Raw genomic sequence first — 20,817 nt, forward strand, 5'->3', positions numbered from 1 at the left:
CCTGGCATGTCACCGGTTGCGAACAGGCACGTCGTGGGGTGCGGCCAAAGCCGCCATTGTCCGTGAGGCGATACGAGCCTACCTGGCCCATCCACGCTCTACCCAGCTCTCAACTGCGTAACTCCTGATGAAATAAGTTCTAGTGCAATCATACTGCAAATGATGATCGTGACCGGCAGGCATATCATACCCACAACCGATTATACCCACAACCGACAGTGTAACCGGTGCAACACGCACCCGGATCGAGCATGGGATGTGCGGAGCAGGGCTTCCGCACTCCAGATTTTGCTCATCAAACAGCGTGGAAGTGGATGTCTAACATTCATACCAGCCTCTACCGGGGATAGCCTTCTCGGTATCAGTCGCAAGTCGCTTTCGCGGGCTAGACACGTTGCGTATAATTGAAACTATGAACATTACACATTGGATTACAATTATTCGCGAACGACTGCAACGACCGGCACCGACCCCAGAAACGCGCCGGATCGGGCTGGCCCTGAGTGGCGGCGGCGGTAAGGGGGCAGCGCACATCGGTGTCTTGCAGGTGATTCAGGAACTCGATATTCCGATTGACCTGATTGTCGGTACCTCAGCAGGAGGTGCGGTTGCCGTGCTCTACGCCGCGGGCTTTGATCTCGCTGCGATCCAGGATGTTTTTCGCCAGAACGCATTGCGCCGCATTGCCACTCCCGATCCGACCGGCACCGGCATTATCGGGCAACGGCGGCGCGAGGAGATGTTGTATCGTCTCCTCGGTGACCGCACCTTTGCCGATCTTAACCTGCCGTGTGCGGTCGTGGCAACCGATCTGGTCAGTGGTGAGATGGTTGTCCTTAACGAGGGGCCAGTTGTGCCGGCATTGCTGGCAACCACTGCACTGCCAGCGCTCTTCCCGCCGGTGCCCTACGGTGACATGCTCCTGGCCGATGGCGGGATTCTCAACAATTTACCGGTTGATGTGGCGCATGAGCTGGGTGCCCAGCGGGTAATCGCGGTTGATTTGCGCGATACCCAGGCCGGGTTCTCGCTCCAACCTGAAGAGAACGATAGCCTGCTGGCACGCTTTATGTTTGCGCCGAAGCAGTTTGCAGTTGCCCAGCGTGCGTTGAGTCTGCTGATGGCGGAAGCAACCGAGCTGCGTTTGCAGCAGTATCCGCCCGATGTACTGATTCAGCCTGATGTTACGTCCATCCATACGCTCGATTTGAGCACTCCCGAAAAGGGGTATGCCATCGGGCTGGAAGCTGCACGTGAGCTGGCCGGTGAGCTGATCGATCTGCGGCTGTGGCGGAACGGTACGCAACTGGCGGTTCAACCACAGCCACGCCGTGCGCGAAAGATCGAACGGAAGCGCCCGGTGATGATCGGCTCAAACCGACTACCAGGGCGTCCAGAGGCAGCGGGAACGGTGTAGTGGGAAATGAGAAGTAGACAATAGGAAAAGAAGATGAGGAGTGCTGTGGCAGCCCCTCTACTCTGTGCGCTAATAGGATCGTTATTGCACCAAAGAGGCACGGAGCGCACAGAGGGGAGTATCAAGTCACTGTATCAACCTCTCATCTCTTGTGGTTAATGTATCGCTGACGTAGCAATCATACCAGTAAGTAGAATGCACTAGTTACGACCAAAGACGCATCTGCCCCCTCAACCTGTGTTTCTGTGCTCAACGACGGTATCACTGAATCAGGGCACGACACCACACTATTCCCGCATTAGAAGTCTCCATCTAAAACATCGACTTCAAGGCTTGCATCACGCGCAATTTCAAGGTACTATTTAATAGAGCAATATTGGACTATTCACTAATCTTTGATAGCACTACGCTAGATGCCTCGAACCACCAATAGAGACCATTGGCGGCGATGGAGACGCAAATAACCCCCGTGCAAGCAGGTCAACCACACACGTATAAATAAGGAGCCTTTGTGAGTCGCAAACACACTATCCTGATCACGATGGGCGTGATGATGAGCCTGTTTATGGCTTCGATGGAATCGACCGTTATCGCAACAGCCATGCCGGGCATTGTGCGCGATTTGGGTGACATTGAGAGTTTTAGCTGGGTATTCGCCATATATATGCTGACCAGCACGACCGCCGGCCCTATTTTCGGGCGTCTGTCGGACCTCTTCGGACGCAGACCGGTCTATATGGTAGCAATTGCTATCTTTAGCCTGGGTTCACTCTTGTGTGGGCTGGCGACCACTATGCCTATGCTGATTGCAGCACGCGCACTCCAGGGAGTGGGCGCCGGTGGACTGCTCCCGTTAGCCTTTATCATCGTCGGTGATATATTCACGCTTGACCAGCGGGCGAAGGTGCAGGGGCTTTTTTCAGGAGTGTGGGGCATCAGCTCGGTGATTGGCCCACTGATCGGCGGGTTTCTGGTTGATCAGATTTCATGGCACTGGGTGTTTTGGATTAACCTCCCTCCGGCGGCTATCGCTGCGGCACTGGTCTGGGTAGCGTGGCTTGATCCGGTACGTGCAAACGCCAAACGACCACCCATTGATATTGCCGGTGCATTGCTGTTGAGCGTCGGGATTATCCTGCTGCTGCTCGGACTCGATCAGCCGACGACGCCCAGCGACATTCTTATGTTAAGCGCTGCTGTAGCAACGCTGGCCTTGCTAGTGATGGTTGAACTGCGGGCACCGGCACCAATCCTCCCGTTTCACCTGTTGCGTGACCGCACATTCGCGATTGCCTGTCTCCATGGCATTCTGGCCGGCGGTGTGCTGTTCGGCAGCATGAACTACGTGCCACTCTTCGCGCAGGGGGTGCTGGGCACAAGCGCAACCGAGGCCGGCACCACCCTGACGCCACTGATGCTGGGATGGGTCTTTACCAGCATTATCGGTGGCCGGCTGTTGTTGCGCATGAGCTATCGCACGCTCACGATTGGCGGGATGGTCATGTTTGTAGCGGGTGCCATCCTCATGGCCCGGCTACGCCCCGATATGAGTCGGCTTGAACTGGCCATTGCGCTGGGGTTGATGGGAATTGGCATGGGTGCCAGCATCCCTTCGTTTTTGATAGCAGTGCAGAGCACGGTAGCACGCAACGTGTTGGGAGCGGCAACCGCGAGTTTGCAATTTTCGCGCACGATTGGTGGGACGATTGGAGTGGCTGTGCTGGGCACATTACTGACGAACCGGTTGAGTGCAGAGCTGGCAGCACGCGGCTTACAAGCCGATGCCGTTCCGGTTGAGGCACTGATCGGCGAAGGGGCAACCGCGATGACCCTTGCCGGCGAGCCACGGCTGGCACTGGCGGCTGCACTGACCGCAGTCTTTGCCGCGCCGCTGGTGTTTGCATTGCTGGCACTGGCAGTGACATTTCTGGCCCCTTCGCACAGCCCTGATGATCTGCGCCGTAAGCGTGAACAGCGCGAAGAGGTAACTACGGCGAAAGAAGTTGCGCCACAGCAGGCGGGGTAGGGGGGAGGAGATAGAAAATAGGAGGTAGGAGATAAGAGATAGGAAATTCAAGGATGACAGGTGAGGAGAAACGGATGCTGGCGGCGTTACTGGCACGTGTCCAGCCCTCCCTGGGAGCGCGGGACTCCGGCCTGCAGAAGAATGTTCGGCATCCTCCCTCATCTCCTAATCAACCCACCCTAGACGCTGGGAGCGCGGGACTCCGGCCTGCAAAAGAATGTCCATCCGCTGCATCATCTCTCACCTCCCGATCAACTCACCCTGGGAGTCAGGAGCGCGGGCCTCCGGCCCGCACTTAAGTTTGGCTTTTTCATCGACGCAGGGAGATGACGAGAGCCGTTGTCAGACGCTGACAACTCGCGGTTGCATGCCGTGGTGCGGGTGGTTTGGGGGTAGAAGGCCGTTGCATACTCCTACGCTTGGTCACCACGAGCGCGGCGTTGGTCAGGACGATGATCGTATGCACATGCGTCGACCCTACCGTCCACCGGTGCATCGTTCAGGTACAGTATCAGGGTATTCCCTGGTTGGTGTAGCATGGATTCTACTCTACCAGATTTGATATAATTCACGCACTTACGCATAGAGTAGCAACGATTTGGCCGGTGGCGACATGGTGATTCGCACACCCTCTGCTCCTCACAACGTGCGAACCTGAAGGGCTGGCGGGTTCACCTGGGAGATGATCATGTCGGAACTGGGTATACAACACCTCCGGCAGCAGGTCGAAGCAATGATGACCACGCACCCCAACGTGTGCCTCGTCTACCTGTTTGGGTCACAGATGATCGGCACAACCGGTCCGCTCAGCGACGTCGATCTGGCAGTCTTGCTGACGCATGGCACTTCAATGCTGCAAGCGATGGCTGAACTCGAACATCGTTTCGCGGTGATTCTGAATGTGAGAAGGACCAATCTGGTCGTCCTCAATCAAGCACCCATTGAACTGGCCTATGCCGTTATCGCACAGGGCACGATCATCTACCAGCGTTCTCTTGCCAAACGGGTTGAGTATGAAGCGGAGGTCATGAGTCGCTACGGTGATTATCTCCCGTTCTTTCAGGCCCAGTAACAAGATATTTTGCAAGGAACCGGTAATGAACGTCGCGTTCAGCGGTATCGAGCGGCGCTTGAACGAACTCTGCGAACGATTGGCACGTTTGACGCCACTCCGTACTCGAACGAAGACTGAGTTTCTGAGTGATCCGTACTTACGCGACATTGTACAGTCACAGAATCGCCGTTCAATCAATCCATAAATTAACACGCGCCCTGTTGGTACCTCTCTAGCGTGCAGCAGCCCTGCTGTCGCGCCAGCCGTGCTTACGGTCAAGTGCCGGGCGTAGATTCGTAGCACTCATCAAGATTTGATATTACCTGCTAACCGCTCACCAGACATCAAGGATGGGGGTAGGGCCTGTGCCTGCCCCCATCCGACGTTGATATGACCGCCGCTTAACGATTGCCCCGTTGGCAAGTGTACGGTGTATGTGGCAGAGCTTCAACCTCACCTGCGCAACAATATGCTCCGTTAGGGACAGATCACCAATATATCCATCCGCGTCCATCCGCCAGACCCGCGTGCATCCGCGTTCCGCAGGTGATCGACAGTACCACTCAAGATTTGATATCACACCCCGGCCTGGGCAGCACCGCGACTGGTGATGTAGGCGAAGGCCATCCGTGGTGTGTTCCAGGCTAGGCCAACTTCACCACGGGGGGTCAGGACAATCACGCCGCCACGTCCATCTGACACCAGTTCAGACAACAGTTTGATCCCGCGTTCGGCAGCCACCTGGGGGGGCATACCGTCTTCAAGCAACTCGACGACCCGTCGGGCCAATGCCACACGGGTGATCGACTCGCCCCAACCGGTACATACCGCTGCCCCATCTGCAGTGGCGTAGAGACCACAACCAATGAGCGGCGTGTCACCAACCCGGCCAGGCAATTTGAAAGGTGTGCCACCGGTTGAATTGGCAGCAACAAGCTGGCCGAACTGGTCAAGGGCAATCGCCCCGACGGTGTCGTGCCCGCTGGGTGGTGGCGATCCCTGTGCTTTCCAGGCCAGCCACAACTGGCGTTCACGTTCTACGATTAACTCTGCATTATCGCAGAAAGATATACCCACTGTCGCCGCAAATGCTTCAGCACCGGGGCCAACCAGCATCGTCGCCGGCCCGTTCAATACGTAGCGGGCGAGTGTAATTGGATTGCGAATGCGTTGGAGACCGGCAACTGCACCGTAACGCAGCGTGCGCCCATCCATCAATGCCGCATCCAATTCAACAGTGCCGGCACTGGTCAGCACCGATCCGGTGCCGGCGTCAAAGATCGGATCGTCTTCCATCACCCGCACCGCCGCCTCCACCGCATCAAGCGCACTGCCACCGTTCTGCAACACCTGCCATCCGGCAGTCCGCGCTGCGATGCAACCGGCAATATGAGCGGTGACCTGATCATCGGGAATGGCCCACGCTCCACCGTGGACGATAAGTGCCTGCACTGGTTCTACTGTCATCATTCACCTGCTGCACATCTTACAACGACCTCGAAAACAAAACCGCCGCCTTTTCGGCGGCGATTGATACCTGGTGGAGCCAAGGGGATTCGAACCCCTGACCTCAACACTGCCAGTGTTGCGCTCTTCCAACTGAGCTATGGCCCCTTTTCTGGTGGAGGTGAGGGGATTCGAACCCCTGACCTCGACAGTGCGATTGTCGCGCTCTTCCAACTGAGCTACACCCCCGCGCCCTAACGCCGGGTTATCTTACCACGAATAGAGAGGAATGTCAAACCAGAAACCGGCAAAAGCACATACATCATGGTACTCGACTGTGCTATAATACTTACCGACCGGTCAGTCGGTAAAATGAAAGATACGTCGTGTGAGGAGGACTTCAGCTATGAGCGATGAACGTCGGCGGAATCAAATCCTGGGTCTTCTCTTTGCTGGTGTTTTGATGGCCGCGCTCGATATTGCGATTGTCGGGCCGGCATTACCCGCGATCCAGCGCGTCTTTGGGGTTGATGAGCGGGCGTTGTCCTGGGTCTTTTCGATCTATGTCCTGGGGAACCTGGTTGGAACCCCGACCATTGCCGCACTATCGGATCGGTTTGGCCGGCGGGCGTTGTACGTCGTGAGCCTGAGTGGCTTTGCGCTGGGGTCACTGCTCGTTGCCATTGCCCCCTCTTTTCCCATGCTCCTCTTAGGCCGTCTGGTGCAGGGGGTAAGTGCCGGTGGCGTGATTCCGGTTGCCAGTGCCGTTATTGGTGATACGTTTCCCCCTGAACGGCGCGGCTCAGCCCTGGGATTGATCGGGGCTGTGTTTGGAATTGCGTTCTTGATCGGGCCAGTTATCGGTGGATTGCTCCTCTTGATCGGCTGGCAATGGCTCTTCCTGATCAATCTGCCGCTGGCCGCAGTGCTGATCATCTTCAGCCTGCGCCTCTTGCCGGGTCGCACGCGCCAGTCTGCGGCGACCTTTGATCTGGCTGGCCTCATTGTGCTCGGACTAATGCTCACCGGTCTGGCGTATGGTTTGACCGAACTCGATCCAGCGCGATTGAGCAGCGGGTCGCTACCGCTGCCAGCAATTGGTGCATTGATCGTGGCGTTCGCGCTGGCACCGATCTTCATTGCTATCGAGCAACGGGCCGGTGAACCCATCCTGCAACCGGACATCTTTCGTTCACGCCAAATCTGGATAACGGCAGTTCTGGCAATCGGCGCGGGGATTGCTGAGTCTGCCGTTGTCTTTGTGCCGGCACTGCTCACGGCGGCCTACGGTGTTAGCAGTTCGACGGCCAGCTTCATGCTGCTGCCGGTAGTGCTGGCGATGGCGGTTGGGTCACCGGTTTCAGGCCGTCTGCTCGACCGCTTCGGCTCGCGGATTGTGGTGAGTATTGGTGTCGTGCTGAGTGGGATCGGGATGCTGATCCTGAGCACATGGCCAACGAGTCTGGTGGCGTTCTACCTCGCTGCGGTCGTCAGCGGTTTGGGTCTGGCGATCTTGCTTGGGGCCGCGTTGCGGTATATTCTGCTTAATGAAGTCTCGACGAACGAACGAGCTGCCGCCCAGGGACTGCTCACCGTTACGATGGGGAGTGGTCAATTGTTGGGAGCCGTTCTGGTAGGTGTGCTGGCTGCAACCGGAGGTGGCGCAGTTGCCGGCTATGCGCTGGCCTTCTTCGTGATCGGGATTGTGATGCTCTTGCTCACACCGTTCGCCCTGGCTCTCAAGAGCCGTAGTGCCGAGCGCGCAACTGCGATGGCGCACGCCCATTGATCAGGTTTATCCAATCTGGCGTGATCGTGGTCATCGTATGCTATCCCTCGATCACGCCGGCACCGTCTCTGAGTGTGGCTGTGCAGCACCAGTATTGTCGCTGCGGATGATCCGACGGAGTAGACGCTGGTTCCGGACAGGGTTGCCCGTGGCGAATGGATCGGACGATGAATGTGTGGATAGGGCAGGTTGGAAGCCTGATCACTATCGTCTGTTACCAGCGCAGACTGGAAGCCTGCGCTACGGCGAGCAGCATCGCTGCCTCGCTAACAGCGCAGCAGCCAGTATCGATCAAGATGTGACATTAGAACTTGTTGCAAAAAGCAGCTACCAGAAGTTATCTCATTCTACCGACCGACTCCAGGATCGTGACAGGCACACCGCATCCGTGTGACCAGTCGGGTCAACGGCGTACCACGCACCGGATCGTAAGCACGGCTGGCGCGGCAGCATGGCTGCTACACTCCAAACGACGTAACACGCGGGTGATGGGCGAGCAAGGCAACCAATTCAGCGTGTGATGGCACTGAAGATGGTTATTAGAGCGCGACAGTACAGCTTTTTATGAAATAAGTTCTACACACGCTGCCACCAGGATGCGCTAAGATGAAGGAAACCCTGGTGTCAGCTTTACGGACAATGATATGAGTCGACAACAACATTCAGAACAGATTCGCAATCGCATTATCGATGAGGCAGCACGCCTGATTGTGGCTTACGGCTACGATGGCATTGCTATGCGCGAGATTGCTGAAGCAGTGGGTTTGTCGAAGGCCGGTCTCTATCACCATTTTCGCGACAAAGAAGATTTGCTGGTGGCAGTGCTCACCAACTGGGTCGATGAGATGGCTGCCCTAGTAGCGGCTGCGGAACGCCAGCCTGACACCCGTAGCCGGCTTTCCACGCTGATCCACGGGCTGTTTGCAAAAGCGCCGGCTCAACGCGCCCTGGTTCGGTTGAGTAATCACGATCTCCCTCGCCTGAGTGCAACCGCTCGCGCCAGCGTCGAGCGCTGTTATGCCAATGGGTTGATTGAACCAATCTCAACAATGATTCGGAATGGTATCGAGCGTGGTGAGTTGCGACCGGTTGATCCACACGCTGCAACATGGTTGCTGCTGGGTATGCTCTACCCGTTTTTTCATACCGATCAGGCACCGGCTGGCGACCAGGGTTACATGATCGCAGACCTGATCCTTACGACCTTTTTTGATGGATTAGCGCAACCATAGCCTGTGGGTCAGGCAATGATGACACACGTATTACGGCCCTGCGCTTTTGCCTGGTATAACGCGCTATCGGCACGTGTAAGCAGGTCATGCTCATCGGTTATCTCAGGCTGTAAGACTGCACCATCCACACTGATTGTCAATGGATGCAGCGGCCAGGCCGCCATCTGCACCAACCGGCGTAGCCTCTCGCCCAAGATCTGATCGCCGTCGCCAGCAGTTACCGGTAGGATAACAGCAAATTCTTCACCACCATACCGGGCGACGATGTCATGTTTACGACAACCTTCACTGAGAAGTTGAGCAATCATGCGGAGCGCTTCATCGCCGGCAAGATGCCCAAAGGTGTCATTGTATTGCTTGAAATGATCAACATCAATCAGCAGCAGCGCCAGAGTTACCTGGTAACGCCGCGCACGCTCAATCTCTTCGCTGAGGCGCAACGCAAAGCCACGCCGGTTGAACACACCGGTCAACGGATCGGTGAGCGATTGCTGTTGAGCGGCTGCCAGTTTGTCTTCCAGGCTCTGAAGGTACGCATTCAGCGATAGATACTCCTGTTCGCGCTGTAGCAGACGCTGTTCGAGGCGCAACAGATCACGCCGGATTTCAAGCTGAGTTACTACCTGCCGCGACAGTAAGCGTAGCATCTCAAGCTGTTCCGGCGAAAGCTAACGCGGCTTGTGATCGACCACACAGACTGTACCGAGAGCGTATCCGTGTGAAGTTACGAGTGGCGCACCGGCGTAAAAGCGAATGTACGGTTCGCGGCGCACGTAGGGATTGCTGGCAAAGCACGGATCACGGGTTGCATCTGGCACTACCATCACGTGATCAGGATCATTGATTGTGAATGCACAAAACGTGAGAGTACGCTCGACTTCACCATCGCTGAACCCCAACCGCGCCATCGACCACTGGCGATGACAGTCAATCGGGTTTACCAGGGCAATCGGGGTCTTGCAGATGTAGGCAGCGATGCGCACAATGTCCTCGAAGATCTGCTTAGGGAGTGTATCGAGGATCTGAAAACTCTCCAGTTCACGCAGACGATCTTCTTCATTCGGCGGGATTGGTAGCAGAACGATCTGATCGTTGGTATTGTCTGGCTGTTCCTCAGTCATTAGTTATAACCTCAGCGGGGGACAGGCTGTCTCCTGTAGATATTGTATAAGACAATACAAGAACTTATTTCATAAAAAGTTGTACTATCGCGCTCGAATAACCATCTCCGGTGCCATCACGCGCTGGATTGGTTGCCTCGCTCGCTTATCATCCGCGTGTGTGGCGTCGTTTGGGGTTCGGCAGCCTGCTGCCGCGCCATCCGTACACACGATCTGGCGCGTGTAACGTCGTTGACCCGGTTGGTCACGCGGAGGCCGGGTGTGCTTGTCACGAAATGGAATCGAGCGGTAATGAAGAAGATGCCTTCTCGTAGATGTTTTTTGAAATAGGTTCGAGTAATCCAAAGTATGCGCACAGTGATGTGTGACACATCCTCTTCCCGGCCCGGCACTGAACCGCTGGGGAACAGGACGCTTGAGCTACCGCTATGGGCATGGCTTACACCCAACACCCGGTAGTAATGCAGCTTGTCCCGTTAATACGCATTTTCCTGCCGACCGGTAATAAAATTGATAATCGTGCGCAGAATGATCTTGATGTCGAACAGCAGTGACCAGTTTTCGACGTAGTAGAGGTCGTAGCGCGTGCGCTCTTCGATACTGGTATCACCGCGTAAACCATTCACCTGGGCCCAACCGGTTAAGCCGGCCTTTTCTTTATGCCGACGCATATAGCGCGGAATCTGTTGGCGGAACTGTTCCACCCAACGGGCCTGTTCAGGCCGTGGCCCTACGATAGACATCTCACCGATGAGCACATTGATCAACTGTGGTAACTCATCAAGACTGGTACGCCGCAAAAAGCGACCTACCCGGGTTACTCGTGGATCATTCTGCACCGTCCATGTGCTAAACCGTTCCGCATCCGGGCGCATTGTCCGAAACTTAATCATCCAGAAGGGCTGGCCATCGAGACCAACCCGTTCTTGCAGGAAAAAGATCGGCCCACGTGATTCAAGCCGAATAGCGAACGCAATCAACAGCATGACCGGTGCAGCGACGAGCAGTACCAGCGATGCAACGACCAGATCAAGCCCACGTTTGAGTGCACGGTTCCATGGATTGTCGAGTGCGGCATTCTTGACACTGACGAGCGGTAGATCACGCAAATCGCCAATCGAGACCTCGTTGTTCGTAATCAATTGAAACGTATCGGGATAGACTTTAATAGCGACCGATTCATCTTCAGCGAGCGCAATCACCTCAAGCAGGTCTTGCGAGGAACGACCGGAGAGCGCAATGATCACCTCATCGGCTCGGGTTGCCCGGATTACACGTCGAATATGGTCGGTACGCCCCAGCACCGGCAACCCATCGACCAGATCGCCGATTGGCACCGTATCGGAAAGAAAGCCCTGCACCCGATAGCCTAACTCAGGCCGTCGCCGGATCGTATTCCAGACCAGGCGACCCGGCTCACGGGCGCCGACAATCAACACCCGCCGGGTATCAATATCAAAGCGGCGCAGCACGTAGACGAAGGTGCGATGAAGAAACCGACCGGTCAGACAGCCAGCAACCACCAACAACCAGCCCTGAAAGAGGATTTCCCGCGTCCATGGCATCTCTTCGCCACCAAACTCGCCGATCAGCGCATTCACGAAGATCACCAGCACCATCGTAAACGAGACTGCGGTCAATACCTTCACCGCTTCATCAAGACGTGAGGTACCACGCTTCATCTCGTACAGGCCGTGGCTGGTGAAGACAATAAGCGCGATAATGCTGCCGAGCACGCTCAGCCGTAGTGGCGTTAGCGGATCGGCGGGGAGGCGAAAGCCGGCACTGACGAGCGACTCGGCGCCAAGCGCATACGCTGCCTGCGTCGCCAGATTCAGCGCCGCAATATCGAATACAATCAGTAACAGACGTAGCAATGTCTGCCACGCCCGCGGACGCAGCAAGGAGTGCGCTCTAACCGACGTGGTGCGCCCTGGATGGGAGGAGGAGATTGCGGCCAAGTGCCCACAGCTCCTTTACAGTAATTCCTAACTCGATCAAACCATTCAGAAATGCAGGGGTCGTCGCAGCGTAATGCTTGCGATGAAACAGTCGCATCGCGTCGTAGAACGCCCGAATTGACGGCATTGGTCGCCGGCTGGAAGCTGCCCGCTTGTAATGATAGACGGTTACCGCAGGGTAATAGACAACTTTCCAGCCGTACTGCTTAATACGGTAAGCCCAATCAAGGTCTTCGCCATACATGAAGAACGCCTCATCGAGTAGACCGACTTCGCGCACCACCGACGTGCGAACCATCATACACGCCCCGACCACTGCATCAACCTCAGTCTCCACATCAGGATCGAGGTAAGTCAAATTATATGCAGCGAAGCGGCGGCTGCGCGGGAAGAGGCGGGCCAGCCCGAACAAGCGGTAAAAGGCAATTGCAGGAGTGGGGAAACTGCGCCGACAGGCCAGATCGAGCGAACCATCGGGTAAGAGCAGTTTCGGTCCCACGACGCCGACCGTTGGATGATGGTCGAGATAATCAACCATCCCATCGAGGGCACCGGGCGGTACTACGGTATCGTTATTGAGAAGCAGAATGTAGTCAGGTGGATCGGGTAAGGCAAGAATCTGCCGCAACGCCAGATTGTTACCAGCAGAAAAACCACCGTTGACCGGACTCTCGATCAGATGCACCCACGCAAACCGCTCACGAACCATTGCGGCGCTACCATCAGTTGAGGCATTGTCAACCACCCACACCGATAGATCGCAGCGGGTTGGCGAAGCAGCAATCGAGGCCAGACAATCAGCTAACAGATCGGCCCGGTTGTAGTTGAGGATAACAACGGCAAGACTACTCATTATCGACATGCCCGGTCTGCACTGGTAGACAACCCTGGTTCAGTATACCACAGGTTATTCTTGTTTTATATGCAAGAAGCCGATGGCAATCGACCAGACGCTTGCAAAATCAATTTAAGGCTTCATAATGCAAAATTAAATATCGATACCTCGAGCTTGACAATGTGTATCAGGCGTATTATACTGGCCGAAAAGGCGGTAAAATTTTGCTTATCATTACACGTTATCCGAGTCAGGGCAACCGTAAGGCGCGATGTGAGAACGGTCGCCGCGCCAACCGTCAGCAGAGGGAGTCGCTATGAGCAGAGCAAAAGCGAAAGACCCCCGTTTTCCCGACTTTTCGTTCACCGTCGTTGAGGGTGCGCGGGCCACACGGGTACCGGGAGGGCGGACGATTGAAGAAATCGAGCCGGAATACAAGATCAAGGGGCGCACGACCTTTAGTGCGATCTTCCGTTACGACCCCTTTGATTTCTGGGTAGGGCCGTTCTACGTTGGCTTCTGGGGCTTTGTCTCGGTCATTGGTATCATCTTCGGTTCGTACTTCTATATCAACGAGACAATCCTCAAAGGCCCCTATTCAATACCGCAAAACTTCTTTGCCGGACGAATTGATCCACCGCCACCCGAACTTGGGTTGGGGTTTGCCGCACCGGGCGAACCGGGCTTTGCCTGGCAGATGACTGTCCTCTTCGCAACGATAGCCTTCGTCGGCTGGATGATGCGCCAGGTCGATATTAGTATGAAGCTCGATATGGGCTATCACGTTCCGATTGCATTCGGGGTTGCGGTCTCGGCATGGGTAGTGCTCCAGATTATTCGCCCGATAGCCCTTGGCATGTGGCACGAAGGCTTCGTGCTCGGCATTATGCCCCACCTCGATTGGGTGTCGAATTTTGGCTATCGCTACAATAATTTCTTCTACAACCCATTCCACGCTATCGGCATCACCGGACTGTTTGCATCAACCTGGCTACTGGCCTGCCACGGCTCGCTCATTCTCAGCGCTGCGCAGTACCGTGGTCCGGAAGGTGGCGATATTGAGAATGTCTTCTTCCGCGACATACAGTACTATTCGGTGGGCGAGTCGGGTGTGCACCGATTAGGGTACATCTTCGCTGTTGGCGGCATCCTGTCGGCTGATCTGTGCATTTTGCTGTCGGGCTGGCCGGTGCAGGATTGGGTAAGCTTCTGGAATTTCTGGAATAATCTGCCCTTCTGGAGCGGCGTCTAGAGAGGAGCACACTAGTATGGCGACAATCAATATGACGCCGGGCGACCTGGAACTGGGTCGTGATCGCGGTCGGATCGGAAAACCAATTGAGATTCCGCTCCTGGAAAACTTCGGCTTCGATAGCCAGCTCGGCCCGTTCTATCTCGGCTTTTGGAACGCAGTGGCTTACATCACCGGTGGTATCTTTACCTTTATCTGGCTGATGGTGATGTTTGCTCAGGTGAATTACAATCCGGTGGCCTTTGCCAAGTACTTTGTGGTCTTGCAAATCGATCCGCCGTCATCACGCTATGGCCTGAGCTTTCCGCCGCTGAATGAGGGTGGATGGTGGCTCATTGCGACCTTCTTCCTGACGGTCTCGATCTTCGCGTGGTATATGCACATCTATACCCGCGCCAAGGCACTCGGGATTAAGCCCTACCTGGCTTACGGTTTTACCGGTGCGATTGCGCTCTACCTGGTGATCTATATCATTCGTCCGGTGTGGATGGGTGATTGGTCGGAAGCGCCCGCCCATGGCATCAAAGCGTTGCTCGACTGGACGAATAATGTGAGCGTGCGTTACGGCAATTTCTACTACAATCCGTTCCACATGCTCTCGATCTTCTTCTTGCTTGGATCAACGTTGTTGCTGGCGATGCACGCCGGTACCATTTGGGCACTCGAAAAGTATGCTGCCCACGAGGAATGGAACGAGATTCAGGCTCCCGGTACCGGTACCGAGCGTGCTCAGCTCTTCTGGCGCTGGTGTATGGGCTTTAACGCGAATGCCTACTCGATCCACCTGTGGGCATTCTGGTTCGCCTGGTTGTGCGGTATTACCGGTGCATTGGGTGTCTTCTTCTCGATGCCCGATTTTGTCAATAACTGGTTCCAATGGGGTATTGAAGCCGGCATCAACTATCCGCAAGGTCCAACGCCACCGGTTTCACTGCCGTAGCGTTCGTGACACTTCTCTACCTTCCTCCCGGCCTCTCGCCCGTCTGATGACGGGCGAGAGGTTGTTTATTGCACGGGGAGAGGTGACTATCTGAAGACTGGTGTATCAAATTTGGCTTCATAACAGTCATTGCATGCCGTTTTCAGGTGTGCCACTGGCGCGTCGGTGGCTTGTCGTCGGTGTGGTCGTAGGGCACGGCATGCTGTGCCCCTACGACTCCTGTCGTACCAGTAGGGGCGACGCATGCGTCGCCCCTACTAGCGTCCAGCGGTGTATCGTTCAGCTACCCTTCTCAACTGCGCCCTTCCTGTACTCGCTCCACCGACATGGCCAGGGCCAGGGCCAGCGCATTGACCAGCGGTTGTAAAGCTGCCGGGACGGCTGCGCTGTCGAGAATCCAGACCTCATCACCAACCAGCATCTCCAGCACAAGCACCGGTTGCAGGCGCCTGATCAGACCGCCGGTCACGATTCGATACGGACGCAGACGCAGACCGCGAATGGCGGTACGTGCGATCCGCTGTTCACGTGGCCTCCCGACCCGGCTAACCTGACGAATGACGAACGTGTCGCTATCGAGTGAAATCTCGTTGGTTGTCGTGGCGATGGCATACCCACCCACAAGCCGTTGGATACCGAGTCCGCCCAGCAGTCCGGCCAGCGCCGCACTCAGACCGGCTACCGCAAATCCCAGCTCTTGCAGAGCTGCCAGCACACCGGCAATCAGGATCACCATTGCGAAGAACATCAGCAAACCGCCACCAATGAAGGAGGGCAGCGCATGACTGCGGTTGGCCTGGGGGTATGATCGCAGGTGAAGTCGATCCGGTTCTGCTACGATGACTTCATAATACGGTAACAGGCTCAACCGCCGCCCCAGGCGTTGACGAAGTGATGAGGTTACCATCGCAAAACCCTTACCATCTGATCCCGTCTGCCTCTCGATTTGCACTGTGCATCACGCAGATGCTATCGCGATCAGCATCGCGGATAAGCTGAAGTAATAATTGCTGCTTCATCCTATCACACTTGCACGAATCGAAAGTTCATGCTATACTCCTGTTGCGTTGCGGGAGTGGCTCAGCTGGTAGAGCGACACCTTGCCAAGGTGTAGGTCGCGGGTTCGAATCCCGTCTCCCGCTCCAACGAAGGCCAGTGCGTAAGCACTGGCCTTTTACTTTGCAGTGCCAGGTGAGAAGCTGCTGTCACAGTGTCACTGTGTTTCTTCACTTCCCCGGCGACTCGGGGACGAACGGAATATGCGAGGATATGTGTTGAACGCCCTCACCACCAGCCTTGCAGCTATGCATTACCCATAACTGGTGTCAACCACGTGCGTATCAGCCGGTATGATCACCATAGGTGCTGTTGTGGGCGACTGGCCTGGTGGCAGTGCATCGCTCCAGCCGTGCCAGCACGTGCTGGATGGGTTGCCGTACCCGCTCGTCATGCACGTGTCGTGCAGTTTGGCGTGCGGCAGCCATGCTGCCGCAGCAGCCGCGCTCACGATCCGGCGCGTGGCATACCGTTACCCATCCTGGTCTCGAGGGTGCTGAATGTGCTCGTGCCGATCATCCAGTCGGTCAGGCATGCATGCGATCCCTACGTGTAGACGTTTGATTGCACCAGATTCGTGCTTGCACCCCAGCGGCCACGGCTAGCACCTGACGGCGGCGGAGATGATGCTTGCACGCAGGCTGGAAGCCTGCGCCACGGGGAGCACTTGTAGTCCAGCTTAACGCAGCGCGACATGTGGGTAATGTATAAGCCTTGCAGCGCGAAAGAGGGGAGAATTAAGCGCTGCGCTGGAGCTTCCTGATGCAGCAGACGTTGCCTTTGCTTGCAGATGCTGTTCACGCCTGAACCTGCTGACACCGGTGCCAAAACAGGTGCGTGGCCCGGTCCGACGATGCACGGATCGGCAACCTGTGATATAGTTCATACTGGCCGGGACGTGCAGCCGCGTACCGGCAACGGCGCAATTGCGCCCTTACCAAACAGCCAACCGATAGACAACCGCCGGCACCCATGCTGTGAGTGTCGTTTGTACCCCAACCGGCGAAGCGTATTGTTTGAAGAAACACAACACCTGATCAACATAGACCATGACCCTGCTAAACGCTCACAACCTCAGCAAATACTTTGGTGCTGAACTCATCTTTCACGATGTCAGCTTTCAAATCAGCCGCGGCGAAAAGGTCGCAATTGTCGGTTTGAATGGCGCCGGCAAAAGTACCCTGTTGCGCATTATTGCCGGTCACGAGACACCTGACAGCGGGAGCGTTCATCTCGCTCGCGGTACTCGTGTTGCCTATCTGGCGCAAGAGGCTCGCTTCAGCGGTGATCGAACACTCTGGCAAGAGATGGAGGCCGCCCTGGCTGAGATCAACGCCTGGTGTGCCGAACTACTCGTGCTTGAAACCAGGCTGGCAGACACCACAGCGGATGATTGGGAAGCGGTGATGGAGCGCTACGGCGAGTTGAGTGCACGCTTCGAGCATGCCGGCGGGTATGAGATAGAACATCGTATCAAGCGCACCCTCCACGGCCTTGGCTTTCAGCCGGAACAATTCCACCAACCGTTGCGCCAGTTCTCCGGTGGGCAGAAGACGCGCGCCGCACTGGCAGCCGCGCTATTGAGTGACCCCGATCTGCTGTTGCTCGACGAGCCAACCAATCACCTCGATATGCAAGCCCTGGAGTGGCTCGAACAGTTTCTACGGAATTGGGATGGCACCCTGATCGTTGTTTCGCATGATCGCTACTTCCTTGACCGGGTGACCAAACGCACTCTGGAGCTGAGCTTCAATCGCCTGGAAGATTATCCCGGCAATTACGAGAAGTATCTGGCTTTGAAAGCCGAGCGCATAGAGCGGCGGCTTAAGGAGTATCAGGCGCAACAGGCGTTTATTGCCCGCACCGAAGAGTTTATCCGGCGCTATCGGGCCGGGCAGCGCGCCCGTGAAGCGAAAGGGCGTGAGAAGCGGCTGGAACGCTTGCAGCGGGAACAGATGCTTGAACGGCCAAAAGAGGCGGCTAAGCTGCGGGTAGCCCTCGATCAACAGTTGCGTTCGGGTGAACTGGTGTTGCGCCTCGATGGTCTGGTTGTCGGTTTTCCAGGGCAGCGTGGTGAAGGGCAGGCATTGCTGCGGGCCGATGACCTGACGATTCGACGTGGTGAACGGGTCGGCTTGCTCGGCCCTAATGGCTGTGGCAAGACGACTCTGCTGCGGACACTTGTCGGTCAGTTACCGGCACTGCAAGGTGTTGCCCGTTTCGGCCACGAAGTGCGCGTCGGCTACTACGCTCAGGGGCATGATGTTCTGGAATGGAACAACACTGTCCTCGAAGAAGTGGTGCGGATCGCACCGGGTCTTGGGGAAGCGGCAGCACGCAATCTGCTGGCCCGTTTTCTCTTCACGGGTGATGATGTCTTCAAGCGGATTGCCGATCTAAGCGGCGGCGAGCGATCACGGGTAGCACTGGCCCAACTGACGCTGCTGCCCGGTAACTTTCTCCTGCTCGACGAACCGACCAACCACCTCGACATTGATGCCCGTGAAGCGTTGGAGTCCGTCTTGAAGGAGTACACCGGGGCGATCTTGTTCGTCTCGCACGACCGCTACTTCATTGACGCACTGGCCGATAAACTCTGGATCGTCGAGCAGGGACGCCTTCGCCAATTCATCGGTAACTACAGCGAATATATGGCGGCCCAGCAGGCACCAGCTCCTACAGCCACAACGCCAACCGCTGAAGTCAAAGTACCAGCGGCAAAGCCGGCCCGTCCTGACGATGCAGAACGGGCGAAGCAGCGTCGGTTGGCCGCATTGGAAGCCGAAGTCACTGCACTTGAGCAGGATTTGGCTCGCCTGAGCAGCGAACTCGATGCGGCGAGTCAGGCGTGCGATGTTGCCCGCCTGACGGCGTTGGGTGCTCAGTATGCCGAACTGGAACAGTTGCTGGCAGTCAAATACGCGCAGTGGGAACAACTGGCTGTCTGACAGAGTCGTTCTGGTTGCTGAAGCCAACGCCCGGCAGTCATACCCGCAACTGAAGGCAATGAATTACCGCGCATACGCATCGATCTATCACGCTGCCGGCCAGGCCACCTTCGGCGCAACCCTGGCCCGTACCATTCTTGACCACCTTCCCCGACCACAGCGGGTACTCGATCTCGCCTGCGGTACCGGTGCTGCTGCGCTCGTGTTTGCCGCCGGCGGAGCAACTGTGGTTGGGGTAGATCGTTCGCCGGATATGCTGCGGATTGCCCAGAGCCAGGCAATGCAGCGTGGGTTGGCTGTTGCATGGATCGAAGCCGACATCCGTTCACTTCCATCCGATTCCCGTCTGGCGCCGGCCTGTTTTGATCTGTGTACGTGCCTCTTCGACAGTCTCAACCAGCTTCTCGATGATACCGACCTCGCTACCGTTTGCCGGCAGGTCGGCACCTTATTACGACCGGGTGGACATTTTATCTTTGATTTAAACACACCTGCCGGTCTGCGCTCGTGGCAGGAGTACGATCAGGTTACGTTCGATGGCCGTGATCTGATCGTCATTAACCGGCTCACGTTCGATCCGGCGCAACGGCGCGCCTACGGGCGCATTGTCTGGTTTCGTCGTGAGGGTCAACGCTGGTGGCGCGGCGAAGAGACGCACTGTGAACGTCCGTGGGAAGAAGACGAGATTGCGGCTGCGCTGGCCGCCGGCGGCCTGGTCTTAGTTGACCGGCTTACCCCGCAGTGGTTACCGGCAACCACCGATGAGCCGCGGATCGTGTATGTGGCCACACGACCGGTTGGCTGAGGATGAGAAGGGGACTGAACCATTCGCAAAAGCTGAACAGAGTGCCTGTTGCAACATATTGAAGTGCCTTACTCCACATGGTTTGATACGCCGCATGCGTAGCCTGGCAGCAGGAGCGCAGGCTGTGCTCCCTACCGGTACGGCCAATCGCCAGTACCCTTGTTACGCACACGCTATACACGTGACGGGTGCTAGAGCCTGTTATGGACTTTTCGGTTCTGCTCGTATGTCACAACGCTATGACACGAAAAGCCTATCCCAGTGATGGTTCTGATGAAGAGTGGGCGTTTGTTACGCCCTATGTGACGCTGATGGACGAAGCAGCGCCGCAGCGGAACTACCCACTGCGCGACGTCTCCAACGGGCTGCGCTCCATGCTGCGCACGGGTGCACCGTGGCGAATGCCGCCCACCGACGTGCCGCCGTGGCCCGTGGTGGATCACCAGACCCAGCGCTGGCTGCGGCGGGCGTGGTTGCGCAGATGATGTATGATGTGCGGATGCTGCTGCGCGACATCACTGACCGCACGCCCCAGCCCCGTGCAGTCATTATGGACAGCCGGACGCTCCAGTCGACGCCGGAAAGCGGGGGACGTGCTGGGTACGATGGACACAAACGCCGGAAAGGCTCGAAGGTGCATCTGGCCGTGGATACGCTGGGGCACCTGCTGGCGGTGGTGGTCACCCCAGCCAACGAACACGATCGGGCGCAGGTGGCGGCGCTGGCGCAGCGCATGCAGGAGCTACCTGGCGACGCGGTGGAGGTGACCGTCGTTGACTAGGGCTCCACCGGTGCGCAGCCGGCAGCCGAGGCCGCCGCCCACGGCAGTCGCCTGGAGGTGGTCACGCTGCCGACTGCCACGCGAGGCGTTGTCGTGCTGCCGCGGCGCTGGGTGGTCGAGCGCAGGTTCGCCTGGATGACGCGCTTCCGTCGCC

At 56.8% G+C, this 20,817-nt stretch carries 16 protein-coding genes, 3 tRNA genes and 1 pseudogene; 12 read left to right on the forward strand and 8 right to left on the reverse strand.

From position 1 onward, the window contains the following. The first annotated feature begins 412 nt into the window (after window positions 1–412). From VAE55_RS01990 to VAE55_RS02005, 4 genes are all read left to right on the forward strand, one after another. A complete protein-coding gene (locus VAE55_RS01990; RefSeq protein WP_322814152.1) occupies window positions 413–1,417 on the forward strand; it encodes a patatin-like phospholipase family protein in 1,005 nt (334 codons plus the stop codon). A 511-nt stretch (window positions 1,418–1,928) separates the two neighbouring features. Beyond that, window positions 1,929–3,443 carry an MDR family MFS transporter gene (locus VAE55_RS01995; protein WP_322814153.1) on the forward strand — a complete coding sequence of 505 codons (1,515 nt, stop codon included), beginning with the start codon at window positions 1,929–1,931 and terminating at the stop codon, window positions 3,441–3,443. Window positions 3,444–4,131: 688 nt separating this feature from the next. Beyond that, window positions 4,132–4,515 (forward strand): type VII toxin-antitoxin system MntA family adenylyltransferase antitoxin, encoded by a 384-nt coding sequence (gene mntA / locus VAE55_RS02000; protein ID WP_322814154.1) that lies wholly within the window; start codon window positions 4,132–4,134, stop codon window positions 4,513–4,515. 25 nt (window positions 4,516–4,540) lie between these two features. After that, the gene (locus VAE55_RS02005) at window positions 4,541–4,702 is read left to right on the forward strand and encodes a hypothetical protein (RefSeq protein WP_322814155.1); all 162 of its coding nucleotides are present in this window, start codon (window positions 4,541–4,543) and stop codon (window positions 4,700–4,702) included. A gap of 371 nt (window positions 4,703–5,073) precedes the next feature. Here the strand turns inward: VAE55_RS02005 and VAE55_RS02010 are convergent, their stop codons facing one another. The 3 genes from VAE55_RS02010 to VAE55_RS02020 all read right to left on the reverse strand — a co-directional run bounded on the left by VAE55_RS02010 (window position 5,074) and on the right by VAE55_RS02020 (window position 6,192). Then, window positions 5,074–5,964, reverse strand: coding sequence for an isoaspartyl peptidase/L-asparaginase (locus tag VAE55_RS02010; protein ID WP_322814156.1), 891 nt, complete (start codon window positions 5,962–5,964; stop codon window positions 5,074–5,076). Between the two features lie 71 nt (window positions 5,965–6,035). After that, window positions 6,036–6,111 (reverse strand) — tRNA-Ala (locus tag VAE55_RS02015). Between the two features lie 5 nt (window positions 6,112–6,116). Further along, a tRNA-Ala gene (locus VAE55_RS02020) sits at window positions 6,117–6,192 on the reverse strand. A 157-nt stretch (window positions 6,193–6,349) separates the two neighbouring features. Between VAE55_RS02020 and VAE55_RS02025 the strand changes: the two genes are divergently transcribed. Next, entirely contained in the window at window positions 6,350–7,732 is a 1,383-nt protein-coding gene (locus VAE55_RS02025; protein WP_322814157.1) for an MFS transporter, read from the forward strand. Window positions 7,733–8,376: 644 nt separating this feature from the next. Further along, entirely contained in the window at window positions 8,377–8,964 is a 588-nt protein-coding gene (locus tag VAE55_RS02030; RefSeq protein WP_322814158.1) for a TetR/AcrR family transcriptional regulator, read from the forward strand. An 8-nt stretch (window positions 8,965–8,972) separates the two neighbouring features. Here VAE55_RS02030 and VAE55_RS02035 read toward each other — a convergent pair whose 3' ends face one another. The 4 genes from VAE55_RS02035 to VAE55_RS02050 all read right to left on the reverse strand — a co-directional run bounded on the left by VAE55_RS02035 (window position 8,973) and on the right by VAE55_RS02050 (window position 12,899). Then, window positions 8,973–9,611 (reverse strand): GGDEF domain-containing protein, encoded by a 639-nt coding sequence (locus VAE55_RS02035; protein ID WP_322814159.1) that lies wholly within the window; start codon window positions 9,609–9,611, stop codon window positions 8,973–8,975. 21 nt (window positions 9,612–9,632) lie between these two features. Further along, entirely contained in the window at window positions 9,633–10,085 is a 453-nt protein-coding gene (locus VAE55_RS02040; RefSeq protein WP_322814160.1) for a GAF domain-containing protein, read from the reverse strand. Window positions 10,086–10,561: 476 nt separating this feature from the next. After that, entirely contained in the window at window positions 10,562–11,989 is a 1,428-nt protein-coding gene (locus VAE55_RS02045) for an undecaprenyl-phosphate glucose phosphotransferase (RefSeq protein WP_322814161.1), read from the reverse strand. 10 nt (window positions 11,990–11,999) lie between these two features. Next, a complete protein-coding gene (locus VAE55_RS02050) occupies window positions 12,000–12,899 on the reverse strand; it encodes a glycosyltransferase family 2 protein (protein WP_322814166.1) in 900 nt (299 codons plus the stop codon). 298 nt (window positions 12,900–13,197) lie between these two features. Here VAE55_RS02050 and VAE55_RS02055 point away from each other — a divergent pair, with 298 nt between their 5' ends. After that, window positions 13,198–14,133 (forward strand): photosynthetic reaction center subunit L, encoded by a 936-nt coding sequence (locus VAE55_RS02055; RefSeq protein ID WP_322814162.1) that lies wholly within the window; start codon window positions 13,198–13,200, stop codon window positions 14,131–14,133. 16 nt (window positions 14,134–14,149) lie between these two features. Then, window positions 14,150–15,073 (forward strand): photosynthetic reaction center subunit M, encoded by a 924-nt coding sequence (gene pufM / locus VAE55_RS02060; protein ID WP_012256939.1) that lies wholly within the window; start codon window positions 14,150–14,152, stop codon window positions 15,071–15,073. Between the two features lie 292 nt (window positions 15,074–15,365). Here the strand turns inward: pufM and VAE55_RS02065 are convergent, their stop codons facing one another. Further along, window positions 15,366–15,980, reverse strand: a complete 615-nt coding sequence (locus VAE55_RS02065) for a hypothetical protein (RefSeq protein WP_322814163.1) — start codon at window positions 15,978–15,980, stop codon at window positions 15,366–15,368. A gap of 162 nt (window positions 15,981–16,142) precedes the next feature. On the opposite strand from VAE55_RS02065, the gene VAE55_RS02070 reads away from it, so the two are divergent. The 4 genes and pseudogenes from VAE55_RS02070 to VAE55_RS02085 all read left to right on the forward strand — a co-directional run. Then, window positions 16,143–16,218 (forward strand) — tRNA-Gly (locus tag VAE55_RS02070). Window positions 16,219–17,178: 960 nt separating this feature from the next. Next, window positions 17,179–19,077, forward strand: a complete 1,899-nt coding sequence (locus tag VAE55_RS02075; protein ID WP_322814164.1) for an ABC-F family ATP-binding cassette domain-containing protein — start codon at window positions 17,179–17,181, stop codon at window positions 19,075–19,077. Then, window positions 19,016–19,882, forward strand: coding sequence for a class I SAM-dependent methyltransferase (locus VAE55_RS02080; protein ID WP_322814165.1), 867 nt, complete (start codon window positions 19,016–19,018; stop codon window positions 19,880–19,882). Before VAE55_RS02075 ends, VAE55_RS02080 begins: the two co-directional genes overlap by 62 nt. 239 nt (window positions 19,883–20,121) lie before the next feature. Further along, window positions 20,122–20,817: pseudogene (locus VAE55_RS02085) on the forward strand (IS5 family transposase); the annotation flags it as partial.

Origin of the sequence: Chloroflexus sp. (genome assembly GCF_034432675.1) — a bacterium.
Lineage (GTDB): Bacteria > Chloroflexota > Chloroflexia > Chloroflexales > Chloroflexaceae > Chloroflexus.